General features: G+C 74.7%; 23 protein-coding genes. 16 read left to right on the top strand and 7 right to left on the bottom strand.

Annotation, left to right across the window (positions count from 1 at the left end; translation table 11 throughout):
• Window positions 1-259 precede the first annotated feature (259 nt).
• The 3 genes from ACIGW4_RS26890 to ACIGW4_RS26880 are packed head-to-tail and all read left to right on the top strand — an operon-like array spanning window position 260 to window position 3,646.
• On the top strand, window positions 260-1,501 hold the full coding sequence (locus ACIGW4_RS26890) for an APC family permease (protein WP_359586836.1): 1,242 nt from the start codon (window positions 260-262) through the stop codon (window positions 1,499-1,501).
• A gap of 28 nt (window positions 1,502-1,529) precedes the next feature.
• Window positions 1,530-2,885, top strand: coding sequence for a lysine N(6)-hydroxylase/L-ornithine N(5)-oxygenase family protein (locus ACIGW4_RS26885; RefSeq protein ID WP_399583265.1), 1,356 nt, complete (start codon window positions 1,530-1,532; stop codon window positions 2,883-2,885).
• 44 nt (window positions 2,886-2,929) lie between these two features.
• Complete coding sequence (locus tag ACIGW4_RS26880; protein ID WP_123453062.1) at window positions 2,930-3,646, top strand: pyridoxamine 5'-phosphate oxidase family protein; 717 nt, start codon at window positions 2,930-2,932, stop codon at window positions 3,644-3,646.
• Window positions 3,647-3,844: 198 nt separating this feature from the next.
• Here ACIGW4_RS26880 and ACIGW4_RS26875 read toward each other — a convergent pair whose 3' ends face one another.
• Window positions 3,845-4,228, bottom strand: a complete 384-nt coding sequence (locus ACIGW4_RS26875; RefSeq protein WP_123453060.1) for a DUF6479 family protein — start codon at window positions 4,226-4,228, stop codon at window positions 3,845-3,847.
• A gap of 236 nt (window positions 4,229-4,464) precedes the next feature.
• Here ACIGW4_RS26875 and ACIGW4_RS26870 point away from each other — a divergent pair, with 236 nt between their 5' ends.
• Window positions 4,465-4,974: a SigE family RNA polymerase sigma factor gene (locus ACIGW4_RS26870; RefSeq protein ID WP_123453058.1), complete on the top strand. Its 510-nt coding sequence runs from the start codon at window positions 4,465-4,467 to the stop codon at window positions 4,972-4,974.
• Between the two features lie 55 nt (window positions 4,975-5,029).
• Entirely contained in the window at window positions 5,030-6,346 is a 1,317-nt protein-coding gene (locus ACIGW4_RS26865; RefSeq protein ID WP_399583262.1) for a hypothetical protein, read from the top strand.
• A 56-nt stretch (window positions 6,347-6,402) separates the two neighbouring features.
• Here the strand turns inward: ACIGW4_RS26865 and ACIGW4_RS26860 are convergent, their stop codons facing one another.
• Complete coding sequence (locus tag ACIGW4_RS26860) at window positions 6,403-8,094, bottom strand: bifunctional 3'-5' exonuclease/DNA polymerase (RefSeq protein WP_399583260.1); 1,692 nt, start codon at window positions 8,092-8,094, stop codon at window positions 6,403-6,405.
• A gap of 542 nt (window positions 8,095-8,636) precedes the next feature.
• A complete protein-coding gene (locus ACIGW4_RS26855; protein ID WP_399583258.1) occupies window positions 8,637-9,881 on the bottom strand; it encodes a LuxR C-terminal-related transcriptional regulator in 1,245 nt (414 codons plus the stop codon).
• A 151-nt stretch (window positions 9,882-10,032) separates the two neighbouring features.
• On the opposite strand from ACIGW4_RS26855, the gene ACIGW4_RS26850 reads away from it, so the two are divergent.
• Window positions 10,033-10,959 carry an NADP-dependent oxidoreductase gene (locus ACIGW4_RS26850; RefSeq protein ID WP_398708332.1) on the top strand — a complete coding sequence of 309 codons (927 nt, stop codon included), beginning with the start codon at window positions 10,033-10,035 and terminating at the stop codon, window positions 10,957-10,959.
• 52 nt (window positions 10,960-11,011) lie between these two features.
• The gene (locus ACIGW4_RS26845) at window positions 11,012-11,557 is read left to right on the top strand and encodes a GNAT family protein (protein WP_359586843.1); all 546 of its coding nucleotides are present in this window, start codon (window positions 11,012-11,014) and stop codon (window positions 11,555-11,557) included.
• 732 nt (window positions 11,558-12,289) lie between these two features.
• On the opposite strand, the gene ACIGW4_RS26840 is transcribed toward ACIGW4_RS26845, so the two are convergent.
• The 3 genes from ACIGW4_RS26840 to ACIGW4_RS26830 all read right to left on the bottom strand — a co-directional run bounded on the left by ACIGW4_RS26840 (window position 12,290) and on the right by ACIGW4_RS26830 (window position 16,123).
• A complete protein-coding gene (locus ACIGW4_RS26840; RefSeq protein ID WP_399583255.1) occupies window positions 12,290-14,386 on the bottom strand; it encodes an FtsX-like permease family protein in 2,097 nt (698 codons plus the stop codon).
• Complete coding sequence (locus ACIGW4_RS26835; RefSeq protein WP_399583253.1) at window positions 14,380-15,231, bottom strand: ABC transporter ATP-binding protein; 852 nt, start codon at window positions 15,229-15,231, stop codon at window positions 14,380-14,382. The genes ACIGW4_RS26840 and ACIGW4_RS26835 overlap by 7 nt, the downstream gene beginning before the upstream one ends.
• A gap of 70 nt (window positions 15,232-15,301) precedes the next feature.
• Window positions 15,302-16,123, bottom strand: coding sequence for an NAD(P)H-binding protein (locus ACIGW4_RS26830; RefSeq protein ID WP_398708337.1), 822 nt, complete (start codon window positions 16,121-16,123; stop codon window positions 15,302-15,304).
• 73 nt (window positions 16,124-16,196) lie between these two features.
• Here ACIGW4_RS26830 and ACIGW4_RS26825 point away from each other — a divergent pair, with 73 nt between their 5' ends.
• The 7 genes from ACIGW4_RS26825 (at window position 16,197) to ACIGW4_RS26795 (ending at window position 23,250) form a co-directional block, all read left to right on the top strand.
• Complete coding sequence (locus ACIGW4_RS26825) at window positions 16,197-16,589, top strand: helix-turn-helix domain-containing protein (RefSeq protein ID WP_123453042.1); 393 nt, start codon at window positions 16,197-16,199, stop codon at window positions 16,587-16,589.
• On the top strand, window positions 16,586-17,698 hold the full coding sequence (locus tag ACIGW4_RS26820; protein WP_359586847.1) for a DUF2786 domain-containing protein: 1,113 nt from the start codon (window positions 16,586-16,588) through the stop codon (window positions 17,696-17,698). The genes ACIGW4_RS26825 and ACIGW4_RS26820 overlap by 4 nt, the downstream gene beginning before the upstream one ends.
• Window positions 17,699-18,541: 843 nt before the next feature.
• On the top strand, window positions 18,542-20,677 hold the full coding sequence (locus ACIGW4_RS26815) for an FUSC family protein (protein ID WP_399583251.1): 2,136 nt from the start codon (window positions 18,542-18,544) through the stop codon (window positions 20,675-20,677).
• A 96-nt stretch (window positions 20,678-20,773) separates the two neighbouring features.
• Window positions 20,774-21,379 carry a hypothetical protein gene (locus ACIGW4_RS26810; protein WP_399583249.1) on the top strand — a complete coding sequence of 202 codons (606 nt, stop codon included), beginning with the start codon at window positions 20,774-20,776 and terminating at the stop codon, window positions 21,377-21,379.
• A 102-nt stretch (window positions 21,380-21,481) separates the two neighbouring features.
• Window positions 21,482-22,084 carry a SigE family RNA polymerase sigma factor gene (locus tag ACIGW4_RS26805; RefSeq protein WP_399583247.1) on the top strand — a complete coding sequence of 201 codons (603 nt, stop codon included), beginning with the start codon at window positions 21,482-21,484 and terminating at the stop codon, window positions 22,082-22,084.
• Complete coding sequence (locus tag ACIGW4_RS26800) at window positions 22,081-22,809, top strand: hypothetical protein (protein ID WP_399583245.1); 729 nt, start codon at window positions 22,081-22,083, stop codon at window positions 22,807-22,809. The genes ACIGW4_RS26805 and ACIGW4_RS26800 overlap by 4 nt, the downstream gene beginning before the upstream one ends.
• Before the next feature lie 228 nt (window positions 22,810-23,037).
• Entirely contained in the window at window positions 23,038-23,250 is a 213-nt protein-coding gene (locus tag ACIGW4_RS26795; RefSeq protein WP_063992029.1) for a DUF397 domain-containing protein, read from the top strand.
• Window positions 23,251-23,368: 118 nt separating this feature from the next.
• On the opposite strand, the gene ACIGW4_RS26790 is transcribed toward ACIGW4_RS26795, so the two are convergent.
• Window positions 23,369-23,869, bottom strand: a complete 501-nt coding sequence (locus ACIGW4_RS26790) for an ATP-binding protein (protein WP_123453032.1) — start codon at window positions 23,867-23,869, stop codon at window positions 23,369-23,371.
• 329 nt (window positions 23,870-24,198) lie between these two features.
• Between ACIGW4_RS26790 and ACIGW4_RS26785 the strand changes: the two genes are divergently transcribed.
• Window positions 24,199-25,071 (top strand): helix-turn-helix transcriptional regulator, encoded by an 873-nt coding sequence (locus ACIGW4_RS26785; protein WP_123453030.1) that lies wholly within the window; start codon window positions 24,199-24,201, stop codon window positions 25,069-25,071.
• Window positions 25,072-25,134: 63 nt separating this feature from the next.
• Window positions 25,135-26,592, top strand: coding sequence for an aldehyde dehydrogenase family protein (locus ACIGW4_RS26780; protein WP_123453028.1), 1,458 nt, complete (start codon window positions 25,135-25,137; stop codon window positions 26,590-26,592).
• The last annotated feature ends 24 nt before the right edge of the window (window positions 26,593-26,616 follow it).

Below are 26,616 nucleotides of genomic sequence, written 5' to 3'. Positions count from 1 at the left end.
GAGACGCGGGTCAAGGCGCGTCAGCCTCTGGCGCCGGCAGGGCGCGGGTCCGTTGTGCCCACCCGTTCCGCCCCAGCGGAACGATTGCCCACAACGGGGGGCGCAAGGGGCGGGATCGCCCAGCGGGCGCAGCCCGCAACGGGGGCACCGGCCCGGGGGCGCAGCCACAGCGGGGTGGGGGCCGTCCCGGCGGAACGACTGCCCGTAACAGGGGTGGTTCAGGTGAACGAATGCTCATCACTCACTCGAAGGTGACACCATGACCGATCTGCTGCAGCGGCCCGACGCCGCCCCCCGCAGCACCCTCGGCGTGCGCTCTCTCGTCGTGTTCTACGTCAGCAGCCTCGTCGGGACCGGCATCCTCCTGGTGCCGGGCCTGACGGAGCGGCAGGCCGGTCCCGCCGCGCTGCTCGCGTGGCTGGCGCTGGCCCTCAGCTCGTACCCCTTCGCCCGTTTCTTCGCGGAGATGTCGGCCTGGCGCCCCGACGCCTCCGGTCTCGCCGCGATGGTGGAGGCCGGGTTCGGGCGCCGCCCGGGGCGGGCGGCGGCGTTGCTGCTCGTCGCCACGTACGTCATCGGGAACCCGGTGATGGGCATCGTGTCCGCCCGCTGCCTGCTCGGGCTGCTCGGCCAGCCCGACGGGCCCGTGTACCCGATCGCGATCGGCTTCATGGCGCTGTCCGCCGCGTTCACGCTGCTCGGGCTCACGGCCGGCGCCCGCGTGCAGACCGCCGCGCTGCTGGTGCTGCTGCTCGGCCTCGGCGGCGCCGTGGTGCTCGCGGTGCCGCGTTTCGAGGCGGGGGAGTACACCCCGTTCCTCACGCACGGCTGGGGCGGCGTCGGCATCGCCGTCGTCACCGCCTTCTTCTCCTTCCTCGGCTGGGAGAACGTCTCGACCCTCGCCGAGCAGGTCGACGACCCGGCCCGCAGCTACCGGCGGGCGATCCGCTGGGCGGTGCCGATCGTCGGGCTGCTCTACGCGGCGGTGACGGCCGCCTACCTGGCGGTCCCGGGCGACGAGCCCGTCGTCATCACCGCCCTGCTCGGCGCCTCGCTCGGCGACGGCGGGGCGTTCGCCGGGGACCTCCTCGCCCTCGGCCTCGCGGTGGTCGCCACCAACGCCTGGGTGCTCGGCGCCACCCGGGTCGTCCGGGCCGCCGCCCGCGAGCGGATCCTGCCGCGCGCCCTGGACGGCCGCCCGGTGCGGGCGACCGTCGCGCTGGCCCTCGCCTACGCGGCCGTCCTCGGCGCCCTGACCGTCACGGGGACCGGCGAGGAGCTGGTGCTCGTCGTCACCAGCAGCGCGTTCCTGCTGCTGTACGTGGCCGCCGCCGCGGCCGCCCTGCGGGCGCGCGGCACCGGCCGCGCCCTGCGCGCGACGGCCGCCGTGACCCTTCTGATCGCGGCCGTCTTCCTCTCCTTCGCCGGTACGGGGCTGCTGCTCGCCCTGCTCCTCGCCGCCGGCTGCGCCGCCCTCTCCGGCCGCGCGCACACCTCTTGAACCCCTCGCCATCGAAAGGCACTTCGTCATGAACGAGACCGTGAACGCGACCACCCCCGTCTACGACGTCGTCGGTGTCGGCTTCGGGCCCGCCAACCTCGCCCTCGCGATCGCGATCGAGGAGCACAACGAGCAGGCCGCGCCCGAGGACCGGCTCACGGCCGTCTTCCTGGAGAAGCAGCCGAACTTCGGCTGGCACCGGGGGATGCTGATCCCGGACGCCACCATGCAGGTCTCGTTCCTCAAGGACCTGGCCACGATGCGCAATCCGCGCAGCCGCTTCGGCTTCGTGCCGTACCTCCACGACCGGGGCCGCCTCGTCGACTTCATCAACCACAAGGTGCTGTTCCCGACCCGCGAGGAGTTCCACGACTACCTCCAGTGGGCCGCCGACGGCGTGGACCACATGGTCCGTTACGGCCTGGAGGTCACCGCCATCCGCCCCGCGGGAACGGCGGGACCGGCGGGAGCCGCGGAGGCGTCGGGCCCCGTCGTCGAGGTCGACGTCGCCGCCTTCGGCGAGGCGGAGGCCGCCACGTACCGGGCGCGGAACCTCGTCGTCGGCACCGGCCTCGTCCCCCGGCTCCCCGAGGGCGTCCGGTCCTCCGAACGGCTCTGGCACAGCAGCGAGTTCCTGCACCGCCTCGCCGCCCTGCCCACCGACGAGCCGCGCCGTTTCGTCGTCGCCGGAGCCGGCCAGAGCGCCGCCGAGATCGCCGACCACCTGCACCGGACGTACGAGGGGGCCGAGGTCGTCGCCGTCCACACCCGGTACGGCTACAGCCCGGCCGACGACAGCCCGTACGCGAACCGGATCTTCGACCCGGCGGCCGTCGACCTCTACCACGGCGCCGAGCCGTCCGTCCGCCGCACGCTCATGGACTACCACCGCAACACCAACTACGGCGTCGTCGACATGGACCTCATCGAGGAGCTCTACCGCCGCTCGTACCAGGAGAAGGTGCGCGGCGAGCAGCGGCTGCGGATCCTCGGCGTCACCCGGCTCACCGAGGTCGAGGAGGGCCCCGACGGCGTCCGCGTCCAGGTGCGGAACCTCGCGACGGGCGAGACGGAGACGATGGAGGCGGACGCCGTCGTCTACGCCACCGGCTACTCCGAGCCCGACCCGGGCCGGCTGCTCGGCGAGCTCGACGCCGCCTGCACGCGCGACGAGGACGGCCGGCTGCGGGTGCGCCGCGACTACCGGGTGGAGACCGCGCCCGAGGTGGAGGCCGGGATCTACCTGATGGGCGGTACCGAGCACTCGCACGGCATCACGGCCAACCTGCTGTCGATGGCCGCCGTCCGGGCCGGCGAGATCTGCGACTCCCTGGCCGCCCGCCGCCGTTCCGACAGGCGGGCGCCGGTGGCGGTGACCGGCTGATCCCCCGTACAACACTCTCCACCACACTTCGACGAGAGGGCACCATGAGCACCACCACCCCCACGGAGCCCGGCGACGCGCTGCCCGTCACCGAGCGGACCCGGCTGCGCCGGATGCGTCACAAGGGGAGCCACCGGCGGGCCGACCTGGACGCCGTGCTCGCCGCGGGCTTCCTCTGCCACCTCGGCGTCACCGTCGACGGCACGACGATGGTGGTGCCCACCGCGTACGGCGTGGACGGCGACCGGCTCTACCTCCACGGTTCGGTCGCCAGCCGCAGCCTGGTCCAGGCCCCCGACACCACCGTCTGCGTCACGGTCACGCACGTCGACGGCCTCGTCCTCGCCCGCTCCGTCTTCGAGCACGGGGTCAACTACCGGTGCGCGATGATCTACGGCGTTCCCGAGATCGTCACCGACCCGGAGGAGAAGCTCCGCGGCCTGCGGGCCCTGACCGAGCAGAGCTCGCCGGGCCAGTGGGAGTACGCGCGGCAGCCGAGCCGCAAGGAGCTGGCCGCGACCGCGGTGCTCGCGCTCGACCTGACCGAGGCCTCCGTGAAGACCGCGGGCGGCCCGCCGGACGACGGCGAGTCCGAGGACGCGGCGCTCGGCCTGTGGGCGGGGGTGCTCCCGGTGGTGACCACCTTCGGCGAGCCGATCACGGACCCGATCCTTCCGGCGGACTTCGCCCCGCCGGCCCACATCGCCTCGCGCGCGGGCCGGGTCCTGGGCGGGGAGCCCGCGGCCGCCGCCCAGGTGTAGGTCCAGGCGTAGCCGGGGGCTTCACCGAGCGGGACCGAGCCCCGGCGCGCCGGACCGAGCCCAGCCGCGCCGGACCGGACCGGACCAAGCCCAGCCGCGTGCGCGGCTGGGCTTTTCCCGCGTCCGGGGCCGCCTCCGGGGTCGGTCGCCGTCTCCGGGGTCAGTCGCCCTGTCCGGCCTCAGCTGCCGTGTCCGGCGTCAGTCGCCGTGGCCGGTGCCTCCGCTGCCGAAGCCTCCGCTGGAGATGCCGCCCCACTTGCGCTTCTCCTCGGACGGCGGGTCGGACGAGGTCTCCGTGCCGCCGTTCTTGAGCTGGTAGGGCATGAGCCGGTGCTCGCCGTCGGTCTGCGGCATCTCGGCCGGCTTGCGGTATTCGCTCGTCTCGCCGGGGAGCGCCCCGGTGTCGGGCCGGTGCGGCTGCTCTTCCGGCTTCGGGGGCTCGGGCTCGCGGTTGCGGACCCGGTATCCGAACCAGAAGGCCCCGATGAGGACGGCCACGAGAACGAGGCCGCCGAGGACCTGCCCCATACCTGACTGCCAGACTCCAGCGGCCAGGTTCTCTGCTGCGCTGAGAGTGTTCATACCAACAGGATTACCCGATTCCGCTTCCTCGGATACGTCCGGCGGACCATCCTCCGGCAATCCCCTCCGGCGATCTCCTCGGGGAATCCCTGGGAAGCCCTGGGAGACCTCTCAAAGAAGCCCCCTCAAGGAGCCCCTTCGGAACTTCCCGATTCCGCTGAAACATTTCCGCTCCCCCGTCGCGTCAATGAGGTGTACGTCGACCACGCCACGTGACCGCGAGGGAAAGGAGGGGCATGAGAAAGTCCCGCGCGGACGAGTTCCTGGAGTTCGCCTCCGCACGCACGGGGCACCTGTTCCGTTCGGCGTGTCTGCTGACCAGCGGGGACACGCATCTCGCCGAAGACCTCACCCAGGAGACGCTCGGCCGGATGTACGCCCTCTGGGGCCGCATGGCCCGGATCGGGAACCCCGCCGCGTACGCCCAGACCGTGCTCGTCCGCACGTTCCTCAGCCACCAGCGGCGCCGCTCGGCCACCGAGCGCCCCCTCGGCGAGCTGCCCGACCGTGCCCCCGAGCACGGCGAGGACCCGGCGCTGCGGATCGCGCTGCTCGACGCGCTGGCCGCGCTCGCGCCGAAGGACCGGGCGGTCGTGGTGCTGCGGTACTGGGAGGACCGCAGCATCGAGGAGACCGCAGAGGCCCTGCACGTCAGCTCCGCCGCGGTGCGCACCCGCTCGGTGCGCGCGCTCGCGAAGCTGCGGGAACGGCTCGGCGGCAGCCTCGTCGCCTTCGCCACCCACTGACCACGCACCCTTCCCGCTTTTCCCTTTCCCACGGACCGGAGACGGTGATCTCGGCATGCCCCAGAACGAAGGAACCCAACACGACGGAGCCCCCCGGGAGCGCTTCGAGGAGGAGCTCGGCGCGGTCCTGCGCAGCACCGGTGACGGCTTCGCCGTCGACGACCGGCGCGAGCTGGTCGCGGGCGGGCTCCAGCGCGGCCGGCGCCGCCTGGTGCGCCGCCGCCTCGCGGTGACCGGCGGCGTCCTCGCGCTCGCCGCCGTCGGCATCGGCGGCGTGTACGGCGGTTCGCTGCTCGGCCCCGCCGGACAGGCGACGACGACCACCGTGGCCGCGCCCCCGCAGCCCGGCCACGCCAACGGCACCGGCGCCCGTACCGACGCTCCCACCGGCAAGGAACCCTTCGCCCAGCCGCAGATCCCGGCGAAGGACATCGCCGCCGTCCTCAAGGCCCACACCCCGGCCGGGCAGTGGCAGTTCGACGACCTGGAGGGCCGGGGCCAGGCCGTCACCGGCGTCTACGACGACGGCCACGGCAAGGCGGGCGTCAGCGTCGGCCTCTACCGGGCCGGTGGCACCGCCGAGTCCGGAACGGACCAGGTCACCTGCCCCGACAAGAACTTCGTCCCCTTCGACTCCTGCACCAGCGAGCGGCTGCCGGGCGGTGACCGGCTCATGGTCCTCCAGGGGTACGAGTACGCCGACAAGCGCGAGGAGACCAAGGACTGGCGGGCGGTCCTGCTCACCAAGGACGGCCTGATCGTCGACGCGAGCGAGTACAACGCCGCCGCCGAGAAGGGTGCCGAGATCAGCCGCGAGAACCCGCCCTTCAGCCCCGCCCAGCTCAAGGCCCTCGTCACCGCCGAAGCCTGGCGGCCGCTCCTGCGGCAGCTCCCCGAGCCGCCCAAGCCCCCCAAGGGCCCGGGCCGGTCGCCCTCCGTGCCGAGCGCGGCCGCCGTCCAGGCGACCCTGCGCTCCCTCCTGCCCCGGGGCGCCACCGTGACCTCCCACGGCGGGGGCGACGGCCACGGCTACGTCGTCGTCGACGACGGCAAGGGCGCGAGCATGGTCGGCGTCGACGTCCAGCCCACCGCCGGGAGCGTGGTCGCCGAACTCTTCAGCGGATCCGGCGTCGTCACCCTGCCCGACGGCACCAAGGTCAAGTCCACGCAGGAGCTCGGAGAGAAGGGCGGCGAAGGGGTCGTCCGGTGGAACGTCGACACCCTGAGCCCGAAGGGCTTCCGGGTCATCGTCTCCGCCTACAACTCGGGCACGCAGTACGAGGCCGCCACGCGCGCCGAGCCCGCGCTGACGATGGAGCAGCTGAAGGCGATCGCGCTGAGCCCGAAGTGGCGGAAGCTGCCGCTGAAGTAGCCGGGGGAGGGGTGCGGGGCGGCGGCCCCGCACCCCTTCTCTCCCTCCGGCGCGGGCTACTTCGCGTCCGCGTACCGCTCGACCGTCGCCGTCGTGAACGGGAACCGGACCGGCGTCTCCCCGAACGCGATCCGCCCGGCCTCGTCCCCGGCTGCCCGGATCGCCTCCGCCACCGCCCCCGCCTCCTCCGCCGGACAGTGCACGATCACCTCGTCGTGCTGGAAGAACACCAGCTCGGCCCGCATCCCCGACAGGGAGCGCCGCAGCGCCGCCAGCATCAGCAGCGCCCAGTCGGCGGCGCTGCCCTGCACGACGAAGTTACGGGTGAACCGGCCGCGCGCCCGCGCGTTCCCCGAGGCGTACCCGGGGACGAACTCGCCGCCCTCCCGGTCCGGTTCGCCGGTGTCCTGCGGGATCCCGGCCTCCTCGTCCCCGTCCGATCCGACCGCCCGCGGGCTGGTCCGGCCCAGCCAGGTCCGTACGAGCCGGCCCTCCTCACCCGCCTTCGCCGCCTCGTCGACATAGGCCACCGCGCGCGGGAAGCGGCGCCGCAGCGCCGCCAGGTTCTTCAGGCCGTCGCCGCTCGTCTGCCCGTAGATCGCGCCCAGCAGCGCGATCTTGGCGTGCTCGCGGTCGCCGGAGAAGGCCCGGTCGGAGAGCCGGGTGTAGAGGTCGTCGGGATGCCCGGCGACCTCCATCAGCCCCGGGTCGCGGGAGATCGCGGCGAGGACGCGCGGCTCCATCTGATCGGCGTCGGCCACCACCAGCCGCCATCCCCCGTCGGCGACCACCGCCCGCCGGATCACCTTCGGGATCTGCAGGGCGCCGCCGCCGTTCGTCGTCCAGCGACCGCTGACCGTGCCGCCGGGCAGGTACTCCGGCCGGAAACGGCCGTCCCGCACCCAGTCGGCCAGCCACGACCAGCCGTGCGCCGTCCAGATCCGGTACAGCTTCTTGTACGCGAGGAGGGGCTCCACCGCCGGGTGGTCCAGCTCGGCGAGCTCCCAGCGGCGCGTGGACCTGACCCGGATCCCGGCCTGCGCGAAGGCCCTCACCACGTCGGCCGGCAGATCCGGCCGGACCCGGCGGCCGAACGCCGCCGACACCTCGTCCGCGAGCTCCGCCAGGCGGCGCGGCTCGCCCCCGCCCGCGTACCGCTCGCCGAGCAGCTCGCCCAGCAGCTCCCGGTGCACGTCCGCCCGCCACGGCAGCCCCGCCCGGTGCATCTCGGCGGCCACCAGCATCCCCGCCGACTCGGCGGCCGTGAGCAGCCGCATCCGACCGGGGTGCTGGGCCAGGTCATGGCGGCGCAGCTGCTCCGCGTACACCGCGAGAAGCCCCTCGAACGGCACGGAGACCGTGGGGCGCGGCTCGAAGAGCGAGTCCTGCGAACCGGGCTCGGCGGCGCGCTGCGGCGGGTCGGGCGGCACGGGGGCGTTCCGCAGGCGCGCCCAGGCGGCGGCGGCCGAGCGGGGCTCGCCGAGCCGGCCCTCGTGGCCCAGGAGGAGCTGCTCGGCGCCCTCGATGTCGTAGCAGCGCTCGACGCGGACGCCGGCGGCGAGGAGCCGCGGATAGACCTCGGCGGTCGACCGCCACACCCAGCGGGCCACGTCGGGGCGCGCCCGTACGGCCGCCACCAGGTCCGGCTCGTGCCGCACCCGGCCTGCGGGCAGCCCGTCCGGGCCGAGGGGGACGAGCTGGGCTCCGTCCCCCTCGGCCTCGGCCGCCAGCGCCCACCGCTCACCCATACCGCGAGTCTGCCACCCCCCACTGACACCCCTCGGCCCCCCGATCCGCGCCCCCCGCTGGTCGCCGCCTTGCCACCCCCGCACGGGCCGACGCCCACCGGGGCGGCGCCCCCGCCCACCCGCCGTACGGGCCCGCGCCCGCCGGGGCGGTGCCCCTCCCGCGCCCCCCGTGTGGGCCCGCGCCCGGCGGTGCGGTGCTCCTCCCGCACCTCCGTGGGGGCCCGCGTCCGCCGGGGCGGCCCCCCCGCCCGTGTGGGCAATCGTCCCGCTGGGGCGGGACGGGTGGGCACACGGGACGGCGCCCTTAGCGGCGCCTCCGCGTCCCGCGCCTGGACCCGCACCCCAAGTGCGGTGCACCTAGGGGTGCGGGTCCAGGCGCATCAGCCTCTGGCGCCGGTAGGGCGCGGGTCCGTTGTGCCCACCCGTTCCGCCCCGGCGGAACGACTGCCCACAACGGGGTGGGCGGGGGCACTGCCCCGGCGGGCGCAGCCCGCAACGGGGGCGCGGGGCGCAGGGGTGGGCGGGCGCCGGCGGTGGGTGGGTCAGGCCGCTGCGTGGAAGAGGGCCGCCGCCTCGCCCCGCGAATCGACCCCCAGCTTGTTCAGGATGTTCGCGACGTGGAACTTCACCGTGGACTCGCTGATGTGCAGCTCCTCCGCGATCCTCCGGTTCCGGTGCCCGAGCGCCAGGTGCCGCAGGACCTCGACCTCCCGTGAGCCGAGCCCGGTCAGCGGGTGCGCCGCCTCGACGGGCGCCTCCGGGGTCGCCAGCGGGATGACCGCCGTGATGGTCGTGCCCCAGCCGGGGACCGCGTCCATGTCGAGCCGCCCGCCGAGCACGTCGAGCCGGTCCCGGATCGTCCCGGCGCCCAGGTCGCAGGGGGCGAGCGCACCGGCGCCGTCGTCCCGCACGGACGCCCGCAGTTCGTGCTCGGTCAGCTGCCAGCCGACGTGGACGCGCCGCACGGAGTCCTGTTCCAGGACGATCAGGAGCAGTGACCGGACGATGGCCCGCGCGCTGTGGGCGACGTCGGCCGCGAGGGACCGGGCGGAGTCGGGCGCGCCGAGTTCGAGCCGGACCTTGCTGTGCCGGAGCATGGGCCGCAGTTCGCCGGCGAGCCGCTCGAAGGCGTCTTGCGCGGGTTCCTCCGCGAGCGCCCGGTCCCGCCGCTGTTCGGCCCGCATCTCGATCAGCGCGGACGCGGCCAGGTCGGTGGCGGTGGTGCGGGCGGTCGTGTCGTCGAGGGCCCGGCTGCGGAGCACCCCGAGGACGCCGGAGAGCGCGGCCGCGTGCGCGCCGGTGAGTTCGGCGATGACCCGGGCCCGGGTGTCGGCGGCGGCCCGCGAGCGGGCGAGCGCGCCCGGCAAGGCTTCCGTCGCGAACCGGTCGAAGTGTCCGGTGACCAGGTCCCACAGCGCCTGCGCCACGGTGAGCGCGGCCGTGTCGACGGGGGCGGCGCCGTCCTCCCGTACGAGCACGAGGACCGCTCCGCGCCGGGTCGCGTGACTGGTGACGGCGACGATCTCGCGCTCGCGCCCGCCGATCGTCGCGCGGCCCTGCCAGGGGGAGCCGGGGACGCCGGCCGCGAGCAGCGGGGTCAGTTCGGCGGCGGTCATCAGCTCCGTACCGCCGAGCGCCTTGAAGGGGGAGTGGGCGCAGTGGGTGGAGAGTTCGGCCGCGTCGACGTGCGGGACGAGCGGGGCGAGGGCGGCCGAGACCTTGGGGAGGATCTCCCCGAGCGGCTGCCGGATGATCTCGTACGCGGTGGTCAGCGTGGACGTGTCCATGGGGTTCAGCCTAGTGCGGGGCGGACAGGTGACGGCCCGTCTTTCGGCCAGGTACGACTGGCCGTTGGGAGGGCGGGGACCGGGCGCCCGACGGCGCAGTCTTGGGGAGTCGAAGAACGAGAAGGACGAACGGACAGCGCCGGAGGCTGACATGGAAGCGATCGTGTACGAGGAGTTCGGCGGCCCCGAGGTGCTGCGCCACGAGGCCGGCGTCGCGAAGCCGGAGCCCGGCCCCGGCGAGGTCCGGGTCAAGGTGGCGGCGGTCGGCGTCAACCCGGTGGACTGGAAGCGGCGTCGCGGCTGGGTCGAGGCGTTCTACCCGACCACCTTCCCCGCCGTCCCGGGCCTGGAGTTCGCCGGCACCGTCGACGCGCTCGGCGAGGGCGTCACCGACCTGGCCGTCGGCGACGAGGTCCTCGGCTGGACGAAGACCGGCGCCTACGCCGAGTACGCCATCGCCGGCACCGTCGCCCCCAAGCCCGCCGGGCTCTCCTGGGAGGCCGCCGCGAGCCTCCCGGTGGCCGGCGAGACCGCCCAGCGCGTCCTGGACCTGCTGCGGGTGCGGGAGGGCGAGACGCTGTTCCTGCACGGCGCCGCCGGAGTCGTCGGCTCGGTCGCCGTCCAGCTGGCGGTCGCGGCCGGGATCACGGTGATCGGCAGCGCCTCCGAGTCCAACCACGCCTACCTGCGCGAACTCGGCGCGATCCCCGTCGCGTACGGGGACGGCCTCGCCGACCGGGTCCGCGCCGCCGCCCCGGAGGGCGTCGACGCGGTCTTCGACGCGGCCGGGCACGGCGTGCTGCCGGTCGCCGTCGAGCTGCTCGGCGGCGGCGACGCGGCGAAGGAGCGGATCGTGACGATCGCGGCGACGGACGCGGAGGAGCACGGCATCGTCTTCTCCGGCGTCACGGGCGACCCGGACGACGTGCGGCGCGGCCTCGTCGCCCAGGCCCGCCTGGCGGCGGAGGGGGCGCTCAAGGTCCGGCTGGCCGAGACGCTGCCGCTGAAGGAGGCGGCCCGTGCCCAGGAGGCGAGCGAGTCGGGTCATGTACGCGGCAAGATCGTCCTGATCCCGTAGCATCCCTCCGTCCCCGACGTCCCCGACGTCCTGACGGAGGAGTGTGACGCCGATGTACGCGATGTCCCTGGGCGACGACGGCGCGGAACTGCGCCCGCTGGAACCGTGGCAGGCCGAGGAGTTCCTCGCGCACATGGACCGGGGACGGGAGTTCATCGGCGCGCGCAACGGCCTACCCGACGTCGTGACGGACCTGGAGTCGAGCAGGGCGTTCCTCCGTCTGTACGCGGAGAAGGCGGCGACCGACACGGGCCGGATCCACGGCATCTGGTCCGACGGCACGCTCGTCGGCGCGGTGATCCTCCGGAGGTTCGACCTGGCGGCCTCCTACGCCGAGGCGGGCTGCTGGCTGGAGCCGGCGGGCGTCGGCAAGGGCCTGGTGACCCGGGCGGCGCGGGCGCTCATCGACTGGGCGATCCGGGTGCGGGGCATCCACCGGGTGGAGTGGGTGGTGTCCTCCGACAACGAACCCAGCATCGCGGTGGCGCGGAGGCTGGGGATGACGCGGGACGGTGTGCTGAGGGGCAGCTACGCGTACCGGGGGGCCCGGCACGACGAGGAGATCTGGTCGATCCTGTCCCCGTCCTGGCCCACCTGACCCACCCCGCTCCGGCCCGGTGCCCGCCCCTCGCACCCCGTTGCGGGCTGCGCCTTCCGGACGGCGCCCCCGCCGTTGTGGGCACACACCGCCGGTGCGGTGCCCACCCCCGCGCCCCCGTCGTGGGCGCCCACCTGCTGGGGCAGTGCTCACCCCTGCCCACCCCGTTGTGGGCAGTCGTTCCGCTGGGGCGGAACGGGTGGGCACAACGGAACGGCGCCCTTGCCGGCGCCCGAGGCTGCTGTGCCTGGACCCGTACCGGTTGCGCATCCAGCTCGGGGTGCGGGTTCAGGCGCGGAACGCGGAGGCGCCGCTGGAGGGCGCCGTCCCGTGTGCCCACCCGTCCCGCCCCAGCGGGACGACTGCCCACACGGAGGTGAGCGGGGCACCGCCCAGCAGGGGCGCGGTCCCCCGCGGGCAGCGGGCGCGCGGCCCCGCACAGGCAGGGGTGCGTCGTTCCCGCGGCGCCCGGGGCCCGCCTGCCCCCACGGGGGTGGGGCGGGCGGTCCCCGGACGCGCGGAGGCAGTCGGCCCCCGCACAGGCGGGGCGAGCGGGCTCCCGCGCGGGCAGGACGGAGGCCCTGCGGGGCGGGATGGCGGCCCGCGCGGGCAGGACGGAGGCCCTGTGGGGCAGGGCGGCGCCCCCGTGCGCCCAGGGCGGCGCCCCCGTGCGGGCGGGGCGGGGACCCGGCTCCGACCCCGGTCACCGCCCCGTCGTCCCACCATGGCCGCTCAGCGCGTGAGCCGCCACGCGGGAAGCCCCGCCGAGGCGACCGCGACCGTCGCGCAGACGCCCGCCGCCGCGCCGATCACCGTCCACGGCGGGACCAGGACCACGGGCGCCGAGAGGGCCGCGAGGCCCGCTCCCAGGGCACCCAGGACGACGCCCGTCACCATCAGCCCGAGCACCGTGCCGATCGCGACGGCGAGCGCCGCCTCGCCCGTCACGACCCGCAGGACCTGGGCCCGGGTCGCCCCGGCGAGCCGCAGCGAGGCCAGTTCTCCGCCCCGTACGGAGGTCGCCATCAGCAGGGTGTTGGCGAGGCCGATCACCGTGTAGACGAGGGCGATGCCCAGGACCAGGATCATGCCCAGCCGGTTCTGCGGGTTGCCGCCGTCCGGCCGGTGCTCGGACGGGACGGTTCCGCCGCTCGCCTCCAGCGCCCGGACCGTCGCCGCCCCGCCCCCGCGCGCGTCGATCCGGTCGAGGGCGGAGCCCGGCGCGTTCGCCCGGGTGACGTACGGCCCGTTGTCGCCGGTCCCGAGCGCGAGGACGGCCGCGACCCGGAGCCGTACCGGACCGCTCCCGTCCGCCCGCCACACCTCCACGGTCTCGCCGACCCGGTGCCGCTCGAACTCCTCGTTGACGACGATCGACCGGTCGTCCAGGTCCCGCAGGTCCCCGGCGACCACCGGCAGCCGGGCGAGCTCCGCGAACGCGGCCGGGTCCGCGACCGCCCGCGCCCCGTACTTCACGACGGCCTCGGCCCCGTCCCGTACGAAGACGGACGTCGCCCCGGTGGGGGACACCACGGCCCCGGGCGGCGCCGCCACCGGCCTCAACTCCTCCCCGCGCACCACGTACTGGGCGGCCGTCTGCTCCCGGGATTCCGCCTCCTTCGCGCGCGTGACGCCGGTCGCCGAGCCGAACAGGGTCCCGGCGAGCGCCACGGTCACGAGGACGGGCGCGGCGACGGCGGCGGTGCGGCGGACGGCGGCCGCGCTGTTCTCCCGCACGAGCGTCCCCACCGCGCCGCGCGACCGCAGCAGCCGGGCCGCCGGCCGGACGAGGAGCGGGGAGAGCAGGGCGACGCCGGTGATCAGGAGCATCGGGAGGGTCGTGTACGTCTTCCGCTTGAGCAGCGCGGACGGCTCGGTGGCGCAGGTCCAGACGAGGAGCCCGAGCCCGGCCAGGAGCAGGCCCGTGCCGAGGACGGCCCGGCCGAGGGGCAGGGCGTCGGCGTCGACGTCCGCCTCCCGCAGCGCGGCCGTCGGCCCGACCTTCCCGGCCCGCCGGGACGCGGCGACGGCACCGGCCAGGGCGACGGTCACACCGGTCCAGAAGGCCGTGTGGAACGGCCAGGAGGCCCCGCCGATCGTGAACCACGCGGGCGCGAGGCCGCCGTCGACGAGGGCCCGGGCGAGGAGGGGCGCGCCGAGGGTGCCGAGCGCGCACCCGGCGGCGGAGGCGAGCACGCCGAGCGCCGCCGCCTCGGCGAGGAGGAGCCGCCGGATCTGGCCGGGGGTGGCTCCGGCGGTCCGGAGGAGCCCGAACTCGCGCCGGCGCAGCGCGACGGCGAAGGCGAAGGTGGAGGCGACGACGAAGACGGAGACGAAGGCGGTGACGCCGCCGGAGGTGCCGAGGAGGGCGTTGAGGCCGACGAGCGCGCGGGCGTCCCGGTCGGGGTCGGGGTCGGCCTGGGCGCGTTCGGTGCCGGTGAGGACCCGGGCGCGGTCGCCGACGAGCGTCCGGACCTCGGCGGCGGGGGCGTCGACGCCGACGGCGTCGGGGCCGCCGGCGGCGGTGACGGTCCAGCGGGCGCGGAGTTCGCGGAGCACGCGACTGTCCACAGGCTGTGGACGGTCGAGCCGCAGCTCCACGGGTACGGTGCGGGGCCCGCGCCGCACGTCCAGTGTCAGCCGGTCCTGCCCCTGGACGACGACGGGCGAGGAGGCGAACCGCTGGGGAGGACGCTCGGGCGCGTGAAGGGTGGCGGAGAGGCCGAGTCCCATGGTGGCGAGCAGCCCGACCCCGAGCGCGAGCGCGACGAACCCGCCGAGGAAGGAGGCCCAGCGGTCCCGGAGCCCGGCGAGGACGACGGTCAGCACGCCACACCTCCGGCACCGGTCTCGACGCCGCCGGTCTCGACACCGCCGGCCTCGACGCCGCTGGTGCCGCCCGTCTCCAAGGCCGTCATCCGGGCCGTGACCGACTCCACCGTCGGGCCCGTCAGTTCGCCCGCGAGGCGTCCGTCGACCAGGAAGACCACGCGGTCCGCGCGGGAGGCCGCCACCGGGTCGTGGGTGACCATGACGATCGTCTGGCCGTCGTGGTCGACGAGGTCCCGCAGCATGTCGAGGACCTCGCGGCTCGTCGTCGAGTCGAGCGCGCCGGTCGGTTCGTCGCCGAAGAGGACGGCGGGCCGGGTGATCAGGGCGCGGGCGATCGCGACCCGTTGCTGCTGGCCGCCGGAGAGTTCGCCGGGCCGGTGGCGTTCCCGGCCGGCGAGCCCCACGCGCGCGAGGGCCTGCCGCACCTCCGTACGGGACGGGCGGCGGCCGGCGAGCCGGAGCGGGAGGGCCACGTTCTGCGCGGCGGTCAGCGAGGGCAGCAGGTTGAAGGACTGGAAGACGAAGCCGATCCGGTCCCGCCGCAGCAGCGTGAGGCGCCGTTCGCCCAGCCCGTCCAGGGTGACGCCGCCGACCTCCACGGTCCCGGCGGTGGGCCGGTCGAGCCCGGCGGCGCACTGGAGGAGCGTGGACTTGCCGGAGCCGGAGGGCCCCATGACGGCGGTGAAGGTCCCGGCGCGGAAGTCGAGGTCGACGCCGTCGAGGGCGCGGACGTCCCGGTGGTGCCGGACGAGCCCCCGGAGCCGTACGGCAGAGGCAGAGGCAGAGGCGGTGGCGGTGGCAGAGAGGGAGGCAGGGCCGGTGGCGGCGGCGGTCGTGGTCATGGATCAAGCGAACCGTTTCGGCCCGCTCCGATCACGACCACCACCGGGCGTCCCGGGGGTGGGCCTGGCCCTACCCCTCCCGTACCGCCTTCACGAACACGTCCAGCGCGTCGAGGGGTTCGCGCCCGCCGAGCAGCGCGCGCAGGTGGCCCCGCTCCACGCCCGTGCCGTCCATGAAGCCGTGGGCGATCGCCGAGTACGTGCTCGCCAGCATCGGCACCTGGAAGGGCGCGGCTCCGGAGGCGGCGAGCGCGGCGCGGGCCTCCGCGAGGGTGCCGGGCGCGTACGCGGCGCCGAGGGCCGCCGCCAGGTCGGCACCGCCGAGGGGGCGCTCGCCGACGAGCTCGTACACCCGGTTCCGGTGGGCGGCCGGGTCCGTGGCGACGGAGACGGCGACGTCGGCGAGGTCCGCGCGGGCGACGGCGGCGAGACGGCCCTCGCCGAGCGGCCCGGTGATGCGGTTCTGCGCGTCGGGGGCGGCGATCCAGGTGAGGAGCTCGGCGTAGAGGCCGTTGCGGAGGATCGTCCAGTCGAGCGTCGTGGACCGCCGCAGCCGCCGCTCGGTCCAGCGGTGCGCGAGGGCGTACGTGAGGTGGTCGCCGTCGCCGGAGAGGCTGGTGTAGACGACGTGTCGGACGCCGGCGGCCTCGGCGGCGGAGATCGCGGCCTCGTGGCGGGCGATCACGACGTCGTCCTCCCCGTACCCGGCGGATATGAGGAGGAGGGTCTCCACGCCGGCGAAGGCCGCCGGAAGGGTCTCCGGGGCGTCGAAGTCGAGCGGGCGGGTGCCGGGGAGCCCGGCGCGGGTGCCGAGGACGACGTCGTCGCGGCCGGCGAGCCGTTCGGCGACGAGAGAGCCGAGGGCGCCGGAGACGCCGGTGACGAGCAGCATGGATTCCCCCAGGGGTGGTGACGGCTGAGACCATCGTGACCGGACGGACAGGAGTGCGGAAGGAGGCACATTGATGTCAGAGGGGCACACGGAGGTAACCACCGAGCCCTTGGTCAGCTGTGCCGAGGACTGCGGAGTACGGGACGTCCAGGACCGGCTCGGCGACAAGTGGACGGTGCACGTCGTCGTCGAACTGGCCGCCGGACCGAGGCGGTTCAAGGAGCTCCAGCGGCTCGTCACCGGCGTCTCGCAGCGGATGCTGACGCTCACGCTGCGCCGCCTCGAACGGGACGGGCTCGTCTCGCGGACGGTGTACCCGACGACCCCGCCGCAGGTGGAGTACGCGCTGACCGGGACCGGGCACAGCATGACCCACCTCATCAAGCAGCTGATCGACTGGTCGCTCGACCACCGCGCGGTGATCGCCCGGTCGCGCGAGGAATGGGACGCGAGGACGACGGGATGACCGTGATCGACAAGGCCTTCGAGGCGCTGTACGCGAGCGACGACGGCTCCCTCGACACGGCGGCCTCCCTGCTCGCCGCCGACCCGGGCGCGGACGCGGAACGGGCCCGGCGGGGCGAGGAGTTCGTCCGGACGCTGTGGGGGCGGGGCTGGCAGCCGGCGGACCTGGTCCGCGTGGCGCGCCGCGAGCTGTCGGAGGAACACGTACGGCTGCTCGTCGGGCTGATCAGGACGGAGACGTCCCGGTACGAGCGGCTGCCGCACCGCTGGCAGGCGCAGATCGAAGCGCTGGGCGATCCGGCCGTCCGGCCCGTGGACCGCTTCTCGCAGGCGACGACCGTCCTGGAGCTGTACCGGCTGCTGGTCCGGCTGCCGCGCCTGGACGCGGTGGGGCCCGTCCCCGGGGAGGCCCTGCCGCCCGCGGCGGCGGGCGAGCCCCGGATGCTCACCCGGATCAGGGCGCTGCTCGCGAAGGCGGAGGCCACGGGCTACCCGGAGGAGGCGGAGGCGCTGACGGCCAAGGCCCAGGAACTCATGGCCCGGCACAGCCTGGACGAGGCCACGCTCGCGGCGGGCGCGCCGTCCCCGGAGACGCCGGGCGCGATCCGGATCGGGGTGGAACCGCCCTACGAGCAGGCGAAGGCGATCCTGCTCGACGCGGTGGCGACGGCGAACCACTGCCGGGCCGTGTGGAACGAGGCGTACGGCTTCTCGACGGTCGTCGGCTTCGAGGCGGACCTCGACCCGGTCGAGCTGCTCTACACCTCGCTGCTCGTCCAGGGCACGGCGGCGATGACGCGGGCGGAGGCGGAGCAGCGGGCGGGCGGCCGCAAGCGCACGAAGTCGTTCCGGCAGTCCTTCCTCCTCGCGTACGCGAACCGGCTCGGCGCCCGGCTCTCGGCGACGTCCCGGCGGGTGGCGGCCGAGGCCCCGACGCTCCTGCCCGCGCTCGCGTCGCGGGAGGTCGCGGTGTCGGCCCGCACGGACGAGCTCTTCCCGGAGACGAGGGCGACGCGGGTGCGGGCGGCGTGGGACGAGGCGGGCTGGAACCACGGGGCGACGGCCGCCGACGCCGCCGGCCTCCACCCGAACCGCCCCCACTTGCCGTAACCCCACCTCCAGACGCCACTGCCGCACTACCGCCCGCGCCGGTGCAGCGCCCCCGCCCGCGCCGGCACCCGCCCGCGCCGGCACCCGCCCTGCGGGCACGCCCGCGGGACGGCACCCCTTGCCGGCCCTCCGCCGCCCGGACCGTGCCTGCCCTCCGCTGCGCGGGCCCGCGCCTGCTGGGGCGGCTTCCCTCCCGCACCCCCCCGTGTGGAGCCCGGGCCCGGTGGGGCGGTGCCCTGCTTACCCCCGTGTGGGGCCCGCGCCCGGATGGGCGGTGCCCCCCGCCCACCCTCCGTGTGGGCAATCGTCCCGCTGGGGCGGGACGGGTGGGCACACGGGACGGCGCCCTTCAGCGGCGCCTCCGCGTCCCGCGCCTGAACCCGCACCACGAGCGGCGGTGCACACGGGGTGCGGGTCCAGGCACAGAAGCCTCGGGCGCCGGCAGGGCGCGGGTCCGTTGTGCCCACCCGTTCCGCCCCAGCGGAACGACTGCCCACAACGGGGGCGGCGGGAGCACCGCACCGGCGGGCGCAGCCCACAACGGGGCGGGCGGGGGCGCCGCCCCAGCGGGCGCAGCCCGCAACGGGGGGCGCGAGGGGGGGCACCGCCCCAGCGGAACGACTGCCCGCAACGGGGGCGCAAGGGCGCCGCACCGGCGGGCGCGCGCCCACGACAGGCGGGGGCGCCGCCCGGTGGGGCGACCGCCCGCAACGGCGCGGTGAGGGCGCAGCCCGCGGTCCGCCTCCGCGGGCGGCGGGGCCTCAGGTCCGGCAAGGGCCGGGTGGTGGCCCGGCTCGTGTGGTTACCAACCGTTTAAGGGGGGTTCGCGGATACGCTCGGGGCATGAGCTGGCTCCGGGCCCTGAAGGAGACCGCCCGCTCCGGCCTCACCGTCGAGCGACGGCGGCTCGAACCCGTCGTCGCGGCCCGCGGAGCCCTCGGTCTCGCCCTGGTCGTCGGCCTCTCCCTCGCCCTCTTCGGCCCCGCAGTCGCCGTCTCCTCCGCCTTCGGCGCCTTCCAGGCGGCCATCGCCACCTTCCAGCGTTCCTGGCGCCCCCGCCCCACCCTCGCCCTGGCCTCCGGCGCCAGCCTCGCCGTCTCGACGTTCCTCGGCTATCTCACGGGCGGGCACACGGCCCTCTTCCTCGCCCTGCTGCTCTTCTGGACGTTCGTGTCGGGTCTGGCCTGGGCCGCGGGCCCGACCGCCGGCATCATCGCCTCCTCCAACGTGGCGATCATGCTGGTGACGGTCACGCTCCCGACCTCCGTCGCCACCGCCGCCGGCCACGCCGTCATGATCTTCGCGGGCGGGGTCGTCCAGGCCGCCCTCGTCGTCCTCCTTCCCGTCCGGCGCTGGGGCGCCCAGCGCGACGCCCTCGCGGACGCGCTCGCCGCGGAGGCGGACTACGCACGCCGGCTGCGCCACGATCCGGTCGCCCCGTTCGATCCCGTACCGCTCATGACGGCGCGGAGCGCCGCCGCCGTGACGCCCCGCCAGGCCCGTACCCGCCCGGCGGAGCTGCACGGAGCGCGCGGCCTCGCGGAGCGCATCCGCCCCGTCCTCGCCTCGCTCGCGGACCCCGCGGTCGGCGTGCCGGAGGAGGGTCCGGAGCGGGCCCGGGTGCGGGAGCTGCTGGCCGCGGCGGCCGAGGTCCTGGACGCCGCCGCGCACGCGATCCGGCACGGCGAGCCGATGGCGCCGCCGCCGCCCGCTCTCGCCGCGCTCCGCACCCCGGACACGGGAGCGATCCTCAAGGGCCCGTCCCGCCGGGCGGCCCTCCGCCTGACGGCCCTGCTCGGCGACGTCGTCGAGACGGCGGACCCGGGCACGCGGACGAGGAGGCCGGACCCGGGCACGCGGACGCCGAGCAGGCCGGGCCCGGGCACGCGGACGCCGAGGACGGCGGAGGCGCCGCCCGGCCACGGCGCCCGCACCCGCCCCACCCTCCTCCGCCTCGTGCCCGTCGTGGTGGCGCAGGTGCGTGCCGAGCTGCGCCCCGACTCCCCGGTCCTGCGGCACGCGGTCCGGGTCTCGGCGGTCACGGCCGCCGGCTACCTGCTGGGCACGTGGCTGCCCTTCGGGCACGGCTACTGGGCGCCGATGGCCTCGGTGATGGTGATGCGCCCCGACTTCTCGCAGACGTACGCGCGCTCGGTGGCGCGCTTCGGCGGCACCCTGCTCGGGGTGACGCTGGCGACGGGGGTCGTCCAGGCGGCGCATCCGGGCACGTACCTGTCCGCCGCGCTCGCCGTGATGTGCGCGTTCGGGATGTACCTGCTGATGCGGACGGGGTACGCGGCCGGGCAGACCTTCGTCTCCGCGTACGTCGTCTTCCTGCTCGGCATGGAGGGCGCGGGCCTGACCCAGACCGTACGGGAGCGGGTCCTGCTGACCCTGCTCGGCGGGGTCCTGGCGATGCTGTCGTACGCCGTCTACCCGGCCTGGGAGACGCCCCGGCTGCGCGGTCGGCTCGCGGACTGGCTGGCGTCGGTCGGCGCGTTCGCGGCCGTCGTCACCGCGCGGTACGCCGATCCGGCCGGCCCGGCCAGCCCCGACGTGCGGGAGGCGCTCCTGAGGACCCGTGCGGCCCGGGTCGCCTGGCAGGAGGCGGTGGCCCGGGCGACCCACGAGCCGGTGCGGCACCGGGGGCTCTCGCACGCGGCGGCGGAGCAGTCCGAGCACGCGCTCGCGGAGTTCGGCCGGGTGGCGATGCTCCTGGAGGCGCACCTGCCGGAGCGCGGAGCCCCGCCCGTGCCCGCCGCGGCGGCCCTCGCCGAGTCCCTGCGCCGGTCGACGGAGCGGGGCGCGAAGGAGGTGCGGGAGCGCGGGGAGCCGCACTGGGACGATCTGCGGGAGACCGTCACGGCCTGGTCGGCGGAACCGCCGGACCACTTCCTGCTCCACAAGGGCGCCGCCCTGCTCCTGGAGTGCCTGGACGAGCTCACGACGGCCCTCATGGAGCCGAAACGGTCCTCGTAGATCTGGCGTCGTGTCATCCGGCGGCGCGTGCGGAGGAGTTGGAAGGGATGAGGGCCGCGAACGGTCGCGGCCCCCGGAGACCCCAGGAGCAACCGGATGAAGAAGTACCTGCTGGCGGCGGCCGGTGTGGTGGCCGCCGCGGTGATCGCGGCCCCGTCGGCCGTGGGCGCCTCCTCCGAACCTCCCACCGACCCGACCCCCGCCCTCCACCCGACCCCCGTCCCCGCCCTCCACCAGACCGCCACGCCCGCCCTCCACCCGACACCCGCGCCCGCCGCGCCCGCCCCGGCCCGGATCCGTACGGTCCGCTCCGGCGAGCGGGTGGACGCGGGGCAGGGGTTCACGGTGTGGCTGACGGAGGACGGCAAGCACTGGGCGGGTCCGGACGGTTTCGAGAACTTCCGCAGCGTGGTCGACGGCAACATCGACCGTGCGCAGCCCGGCGTCAGTCACCAGAGCGAGGGCGACGCGTCGGGCGTGTTCCACTCGGGCCTCTACTACGGGACGCGCACGGCGGGCCGCGTCGAACTGACCGACGGCGAGGGCCACAAGACCGTGGCCACGCTCGTCGCCCTGAAGGGCCACCCCGACTGGGGCGTCTGGTACGCCCACACGGCGCCGTCCGAGGACAGCCAGGCCGTGGCGCTGTACGACAGAGGGGGCAGGCTCCTGGCCGACCTGCCGGGCTTCCGGAAGCCCTGACCGGCGTACGCGTCACCGGGTGGGGCCCGACACGGGGCGGGTCCCACCCACCTTCTCTCCACCCCTCCACCGAGCCACCGACCGATCGCGAGGACCGACACCGTGCCGCACGAGTCCGTCACAGAGGACGACGGCTTCGCCGAGTTCGCCGTCGCCGCCTGGCCCCGGCTGGTGCGCACGGCGCAGCTCCTGACCGGGGACTTCCACGAGGCCGAGGACCTGGTGCAGACGACGCTGGCCAAGGTCTACGGGCGCTGGCGGCGGGTGCCCCGCGCCGAGATGGACCTCTACGTGCGCCGCGCGCTGATCAACAACAACCTGAGCAGGATCCGCCGCAAGCGGGTCGCCCACCTCCTGACGCCGGTGCTGCCGGAGTCGCTCCGCCACACCTCGGCGGGCCACGCGGAGACGGTCGAGGAACGCACCGCGCTCCTCGCCGCGCTGGGGGACCTCACCGTCCGGCAGCGGGCCGTGATGGTGCTCCGTTACTGGGAGGACCTGACGGAGTCGCAGGTCGCGAGCGTGCTCGGCTGCTCGCTCGGCACGGTCAAGTCTCACGCCCGGCGCGGCCTGGCGGCACTGCGCGCCCACCCCGCCCTCGCCACCGCCTCCACCTCTTTTTCCTCCCCCGCCCCGCCCGTCCCTCCTTCCCCCCTCTCCTCTCCCTCCCCTTCTCTCCCCGCCTCTTCCGGAGTCCGCCGATGAACCCCATGCCCCCGCCGGACCCCGGCCGTTCTCCGTCCCTCCCCGGCGAGAGCGAGGTCCGGGCCGTGTTCGCGCGCGCCGCGCTCGACGTGACCCCGGGCCCGGTGCCTCTGGACGCCGTCCGGCGCGCGGGCCGGACGCGGCGCCGACGCCGTACGGCGGGCCTGTCCGTGCTCTCGGCGCTCGGTGTCGCGGCCGCCGTGGCGGGGGTCGTCACCCTGGTTCCCGTACGGTCCTCCTCTCCGCCGGCGCCCGTGTCCGTCGCCGCCCCGCCGAGCCCCGTCCGGATCCCGGCACCGGTGGCCCGTCCGCCCCGGACCCCGCCTCCGGTACGGGTCGTGGCCCGGGGCGAGCGGGTGGACGCGGGGGAGGGGTTCACGGTGTGGCTGACGGAGGACGGCAAGCACTGGGCGGGTCCGGACGGTTTCGAGAACTTCCGCAGCGTGGTCGACGGCAACATCGACCGTGCGCAGCCCGGCGTCAGCCACCAGAGCGAGGGCGACGCGTCGGGCGTGTTCCACTCGGGCCTCTACTACGGGACGAAGGAGGCGGGCCGGGTCGAGCTCACCGGGGCCGGGGGGCGCCCGGTCCTCGCCACCCTGCTGGAACTGCCGGGCCGCCCGGGCTGGGGCGTCTGGTACGCGCGCACCGGCCCGGGGGGCGACCGGGCCGCCGTGGCGCTGTACGACCGGGCGGGCCGACGCCTGGCCGAGCTGCGGGGCTGAACCGAGGGACGCCCCGGGGCCCTCTGCCGATGTGGCCCGCGGCCCGGCGGGAGCGGGGGATACTCGCCGGTAGAACTCTCCGTCGCGTAGCCGCTACGCCACCCCCTGTGCACGTGCATCTGCTCATGCATCGGCATATGAACACAGCTATGATCCGAGGAAGTTGACACCTGCACCAAGCAACTCGGGGAGCTACCAGTGCATCATGCGCATCACGCGTACAACGGCATGGCGGCCACGGAGCTGCGAGGAGTCGTGTGGCAGAAGAGCCGGCACAGCAACTCCCAGGGATCCTGCGTGGAGTTCGCCAAGCTGCCGGGGGGCGACGTCGCCGTGCGCAACTCGCGTCACCCCGACGGGCCCGCCCTCGTCTACACGCCCGCGGAGATAGAGGCACTCCTGCTGGGCGTCAAGGACGGGGAGTTCGACCACCTGGTGTGAGCGCGAAGGCACGTGTGCGCGCAGGGACGTGTGCGCGAAGGCGCGTGAGCGCGGAGACATGCGAGAAGGGCCCCGGCGTCGTGCGCCGGGGCCCTTCTCCTGTACCGCCCGTACGGGGCTACTGCTCCGGTCCGATCCGGAACAGCGCCCACACCACCTTGCCCTGGAGCGTCCCGGCGAGCGGGTGCCAGCCCCAGCTGTCGCTGAACGAGTCCACCAGGAACAGGCCGCGCCCCGACTCGGCGGAGAAGTCCTCCTCGCCGCCGCGTGCCTCCGGGCTCTCCCGGCTGGGGTCGCGCACGGCGCACACCAGGCGCGAGGCCCAGCGCATCAGGTGCAGCCGGACCGGTGGGTTCTGGCCTTCTTCCTGTGGCGCGTCGGCGGGCACGGCGTGCCGCAGCGCGTTGGTGACGAGTTCGGAGACGACCAGGGCCACGTCGTCGAAACGCTCCGTCAGTTCCCAGCGGTCGAGCGTGGCGCTGGTGAACTTGCGGGCCCCGCGCACGGCTTCGTACCGGGCGGGCAGGGCGCAGGAGGCGGAGGTGGAGACGGCGCCGGGATCGATCGGCGGAAGGCCCTGCCGTAACGGCTCGAGCACGGTCGATCCATTCGTCCCCATGCGAGGCACTCCCGGGAATCGCGACTGTGGTGCGACAACACGACAACACGAACGAGTACGCGTCTGCGCGGGCTCCATGGTTCCGAATGCGCCCACTGGATGCAAGGGCAGATGCACGTGCACGCGCCGGACCTGTCCGCCCCCGTGCCGAATCTGTGCATAAGTCGTCCACACGATGAGGGGAACTTCCCCCGATCTGCACGCGCTGTGCGCGCGGATGCCCGGAAGCCGCCGTCTTTCCGTAATCGAATGTGTACGCGCTGAAGCGTTTGATGGCAGAATCCGGGGCTCGACGGGGGCTCGACACCGTGAAGGGGAGGCGAAGAGCCGTGACCGCAGGCGAATCGAGCGGAGCGAGCGGGAGCGTGGTGCGGCGCATCCTGCTGGGCTCCCAGCTGAGGCGGCTGCGCGAGTCGCGCGGGATCACCCGCGAGGCTGCCGGTTATTCGATCCGCGCGTCCGAATCCAAGATCAGCCGTATGGAGTTGGGAAGGGTGAGCTTCAAGGCCAGGGACGTCGAGGATCTGCTCACCCTCTACGGGGTCGGGGACGAGGCCGAGCGCGGCGCGCTCCTCGGGCTCGCCCGCGAGGCCAACGTCGCCGGCTGGTGGCACAGTTTCGGCGACGTCCTGCCCGGCTGGTTCCAGACGTACATCGGCCTGGAGGGCGCCGCCTCCCTCATCCGTGTCTACGAAGTCCAGTTCGTCCACGGCCTGTTGCAGACCGAGGACTACGCCCAGGCCGTCGTCACCCGGGGCATGCCCGACGCCCCGCGCGCCGAGATCGACCGCCGGGTCGCCCTCCGCCTGGAGCGTCAGAAGGTCCTGGTCTCCGAGCGCGCCCCGCAGTTCCACGCCGTCCTCGACGAGGCCGCGCTGCGCCGCCCCTACGGCGACCGGTCGGTCATGCGGGGGCAGTTGAGGCACCTCATCGAGATCTCCGAGCACCCGGGCGTCACGCTCCAGGTCATGCCCTTCAGCTACGGCGGTCATGCCGGCGAGAGCGGCGCCTTCACGATGCTGAGCTTCCCCGAGTCCGACCTCTCCGACATCGTCTACCTCGAACAGCTCACCAGCGCCCTCTACCTCGACAAGCGCGAGGAAGTCGCCCAGTACCAGCGGGTGATGGAGAAGCTGCAGGAGGAAGGTCCGGATCCGGCCGAAAGCCGGGACCTTCTCCGCGGGCTCCTCCAACTCTCCTGACACATCAGTACGATGACGCCACATCAGTCGCACTGCAGGTAGCGGGTAGAGGGGTCTTCAACCATGTCGCACTTCACCGACCTGGCCCACCAGTACATCGACGGCGAGTGGAAGCCCGGCAGCGGTTCGTGGGACATCATCGACTTCAACCCGTACACCGGGGAGAAGCTGGCGGCGATCACCATCGCGACCGTCGACGAGGTCGACCGCGCCTACCGTGCAGCCGAGCGCGCCCAGACCGCGTGGGCCGAGACCAACCCGTACACCCGCCGGCTCGTCTTCGAGCGCGCGCTGCGGATCGTCGAGGACCGCGAGGAGGAGATCGCCGAGACGATCGTCGCCGAGCTCGGCGGCACCCGGCTCAAGGCGGCCTTCGAGCTGCACCTCGCCAAGGAGTTCCTGCGCGAGGCGATCCAGCTGGCGCTGCGCCCCGAGGGCCGCATCCTGCCGTCCCCGGTCGACGGCAAGGAGAACCGGGTCTACCGCGTCCCGGTCGGCGTCGTCGGCGTCATCTCCCCCTTCAACTTCCCCTTCCTCCTCTCCCTCAAGTCGGTCGCGCCCGCGCTCGCGCTGGGCAACGCCGTCGTCCTCAAGCCGCACCAGAACACCCCGATCTGCGGCGGCACGCTGGTCGCGAAGGTCCTGGAGGAGGCCGGTCTGCCGGCCGGCCTGCTGAACGTCGTGATCACCGACATCGCCGAGATCGGCGACGCGCTCCTGACCCACCCGGTCCCGAAGGTCATCTCCTTCACCGGCTCCGACAAGGTCGGCCGCCACGTCGCCACCGTCTGCGCGCAGAACTTCAAGCACGCCGTCCTCGAACTCGGAGGCAACAGCGCCCTGATCGTCCTCGACGACGCCGACGTCGACTACGCGGTGGACGCGGCCGTCTTCAGCCGCTTCGTGCACCAGGGCCAGGTCTGCATGGCCGCCAACCGCATCCTGGTGGACCGCACCCTGGAGGAGGAGTTCACCGAGAAGTTCGTGGCGAAGGTGAAGACCCTCCGCGTCGGCGACCCGGCCGACCCCGCCACCCACATCGGCCCCCTCATCAACTCCCAGCAGGCGGAGGCCGTCTCCTCGATCGTCGACCAGACGGTCGCGGCCGGCGCGACGGCCCTGCTGCACGGCACGGTCGACGGCAACCTCGTCTCCCCGTCCGTCCTCACCGGCCTCGCCGCCGACGCCCCGGTCCTGAGCCAGGAGATCTTCGGTCCGGTCGCGCTGATCGTCCCCTTCGACGGCGAGGAGGAGGCCGTGCGGATCGCCAACGACACGCCGTACGGGCTCAGCGGCGCCGTCCACACCGGGGACGTCGAGCGGGGCGTACGGGTCGCCAAGCGCATCCACACCGGCATGATCCACATCAACGACGGCACCGTGCACGACGAGCCGATCGTGCCCTTCGGCGGCGAGAAGCACTCGGGCGTGGGGCGGCTCAACGGCGAGGCGATGGTGGAGTCCTTCACCACCCAGAAGTGGATCTCGATTCAGCACGGCCGCAGCCGGTTCCCCTTCTAGGACAGCAGCTGTCCGCAAGGGTCC

The sequence above is a fragment of the Streptomyces sp. NPDC053513 genome (genome assembly GCF_044544765.1).
In the GTDB taxonomy this organism is placed as follows: Bacteria; Actinomycetota; Actinomycetes; order Streptomycetales; family Streptomycetaceae; genus Streptomyces; species Streptomyces litmocidini.
This window is presented reverse-complemented; position numbering and strand designations above follow the sequence as displayed.

Bases quoted from the DNA above. Each gene is read 5' to 3' on its own strand.
- ACIGW4_RS26800 (WP_399583245.1), top strand. From the start codon at position 22,081: ATGAACCCCATGCCCCCGCCGGACCCCGGCCGTTCTCCGTCCCTCCCC.
- ACIGW4_RS26860 (WP_399583260.1), bottom strand. From the start codon at position 8,094: ATGGGTGAGCGGTGGGCGCTGGCGGCCGAGGCCGAGGGGGACGGAGCC.
- ACIGW4_RS26795 (WP_063992029.1), top strand. From the start codon at position 23,038: ATGGCGGCCACGGAGCTGCGAGGAGTCGTGTGGCAGAAGAGCCGGCAC.
- ACIGW4_RS26850 (WP_398708332.1), top strand. From the start codon at position 10,033: ATGGAAGCGATCGTGTACGAGGAGTTCGGCGGCCCCGAGGTGCTGCGC.
- ACIGW4_RS26890 (WP_359586836.1), top strand. From the start codon at position 260: ATGACCGATCTGCTGCAGCGGCCCGACGCCGCCCCCCGCAGCACCCTC.
- ACIGW4_RS26855 (WP_399583258.1), bottom strand. From the start codon at position 9,881: ATGGACACGTCCACGCTGACCACCGCGTACGAGATCATCCGGCAGCCG.
- ACIGW4_RS26885 (WP_399583265.1), top strand. From the start codon at position 1,530: ATGAACGAGACCGTGAACGCGACCACCCCCGTCTACGACGTCGTCGGT.
- ACIGW4_RS26875 (WP_123453060.1), bottom strand. From the start codon at position 4,228: ATGAACACTCTCAGCGCAGCAGAGAACCTGGCCGCTGGAGTCTGGCAG.
- ACIGW4_RS26815 (WP_399583251.1), top strand. From the start codon at position 18,542: ATGAGCTGGCTCCGGGCCCTGAAGGAGACCGCCCGCTCCGGCCTCACC.
- ACIGW4_RS26820 (WP_359586847.1), top strand. From the start codon at position 16,586: ATGACCGTGATCGACAAGGCCTTCGAGGCGCTGTACGCGAGCGACGAC.
- ACIGW4_RS26880 (WP_123453062.1), top strand. From the start codon at position 2,930: ATGAGCACCACCACCCCCACGGAGCCCGGCGACGCGCTGCCCGTCACC.
- ACIGW4_RS26865 (WP_399583262.1), top strand. From the start codon at position 5,030: ATGCCCCAGAACGAAGGAACCCAACACGACGGAGCCCCCCGGGAGCGC.
- ACIGW4_RS26780 (WP_123453028.1), top strand. From the start codon at position 25,135: ATGTCGCACTTCACCGACCTGGCCCACCAGTACATCGACGGCGAGTGG.
- ACIGW4_RS26845 (WP_359586843.1), top strand. From the start codon at position 11,012: ATGTACGCGATGTCCCTGGGCGACGACGGCGCGGAACTGCGCCCGCTG.
- ACIGW4_RS26810 (WP_399583249.1), top strand. From the start codon at position 20,774: ATGAAGAAGTACCTGCTGGCGGCGGCCGGTGTGGTGGCCGCCGCGGTG.
- ACIGW4_RS26835 (WP_399583253.1), bottom strand. From the start codon at position 15,231: ATGACCACGACCGCCGCCGCCACCGGCCCTGCCTCCCTCTCTGCCACC.
- ACIGW4_RS26825 (WP_123453042.1), top strand. From the start codon at position 16,197: ATGTCAGAGGGGCACACGGAGGTAACCACCGAGCCCTTGGTCAGCTGT.
- ACIGW4_RS26870 (WP_123453058.1), top strand. From the start codon at position 4,465: ATGAGAAAGTCCCGCGCGGACGAGTTCCTGGAGTTCGCCTCCGCACGC.
- ACIGW4_RS26790 (WP_123453032.1), bottom strand. From the start codon at position 23,869: ATGGGGACGAATGGATCGACCGTGCTCGAGCCGTTACGGCAGGGCCTT.
- ACIGW4_RS26830 (WP_398708337.1), bottom strand. From the start codon at position 16,123: ATGCTGCTCGTCACCGGCGTCTCCGGCGCCCTCGGCTCTCTCGTCGCC.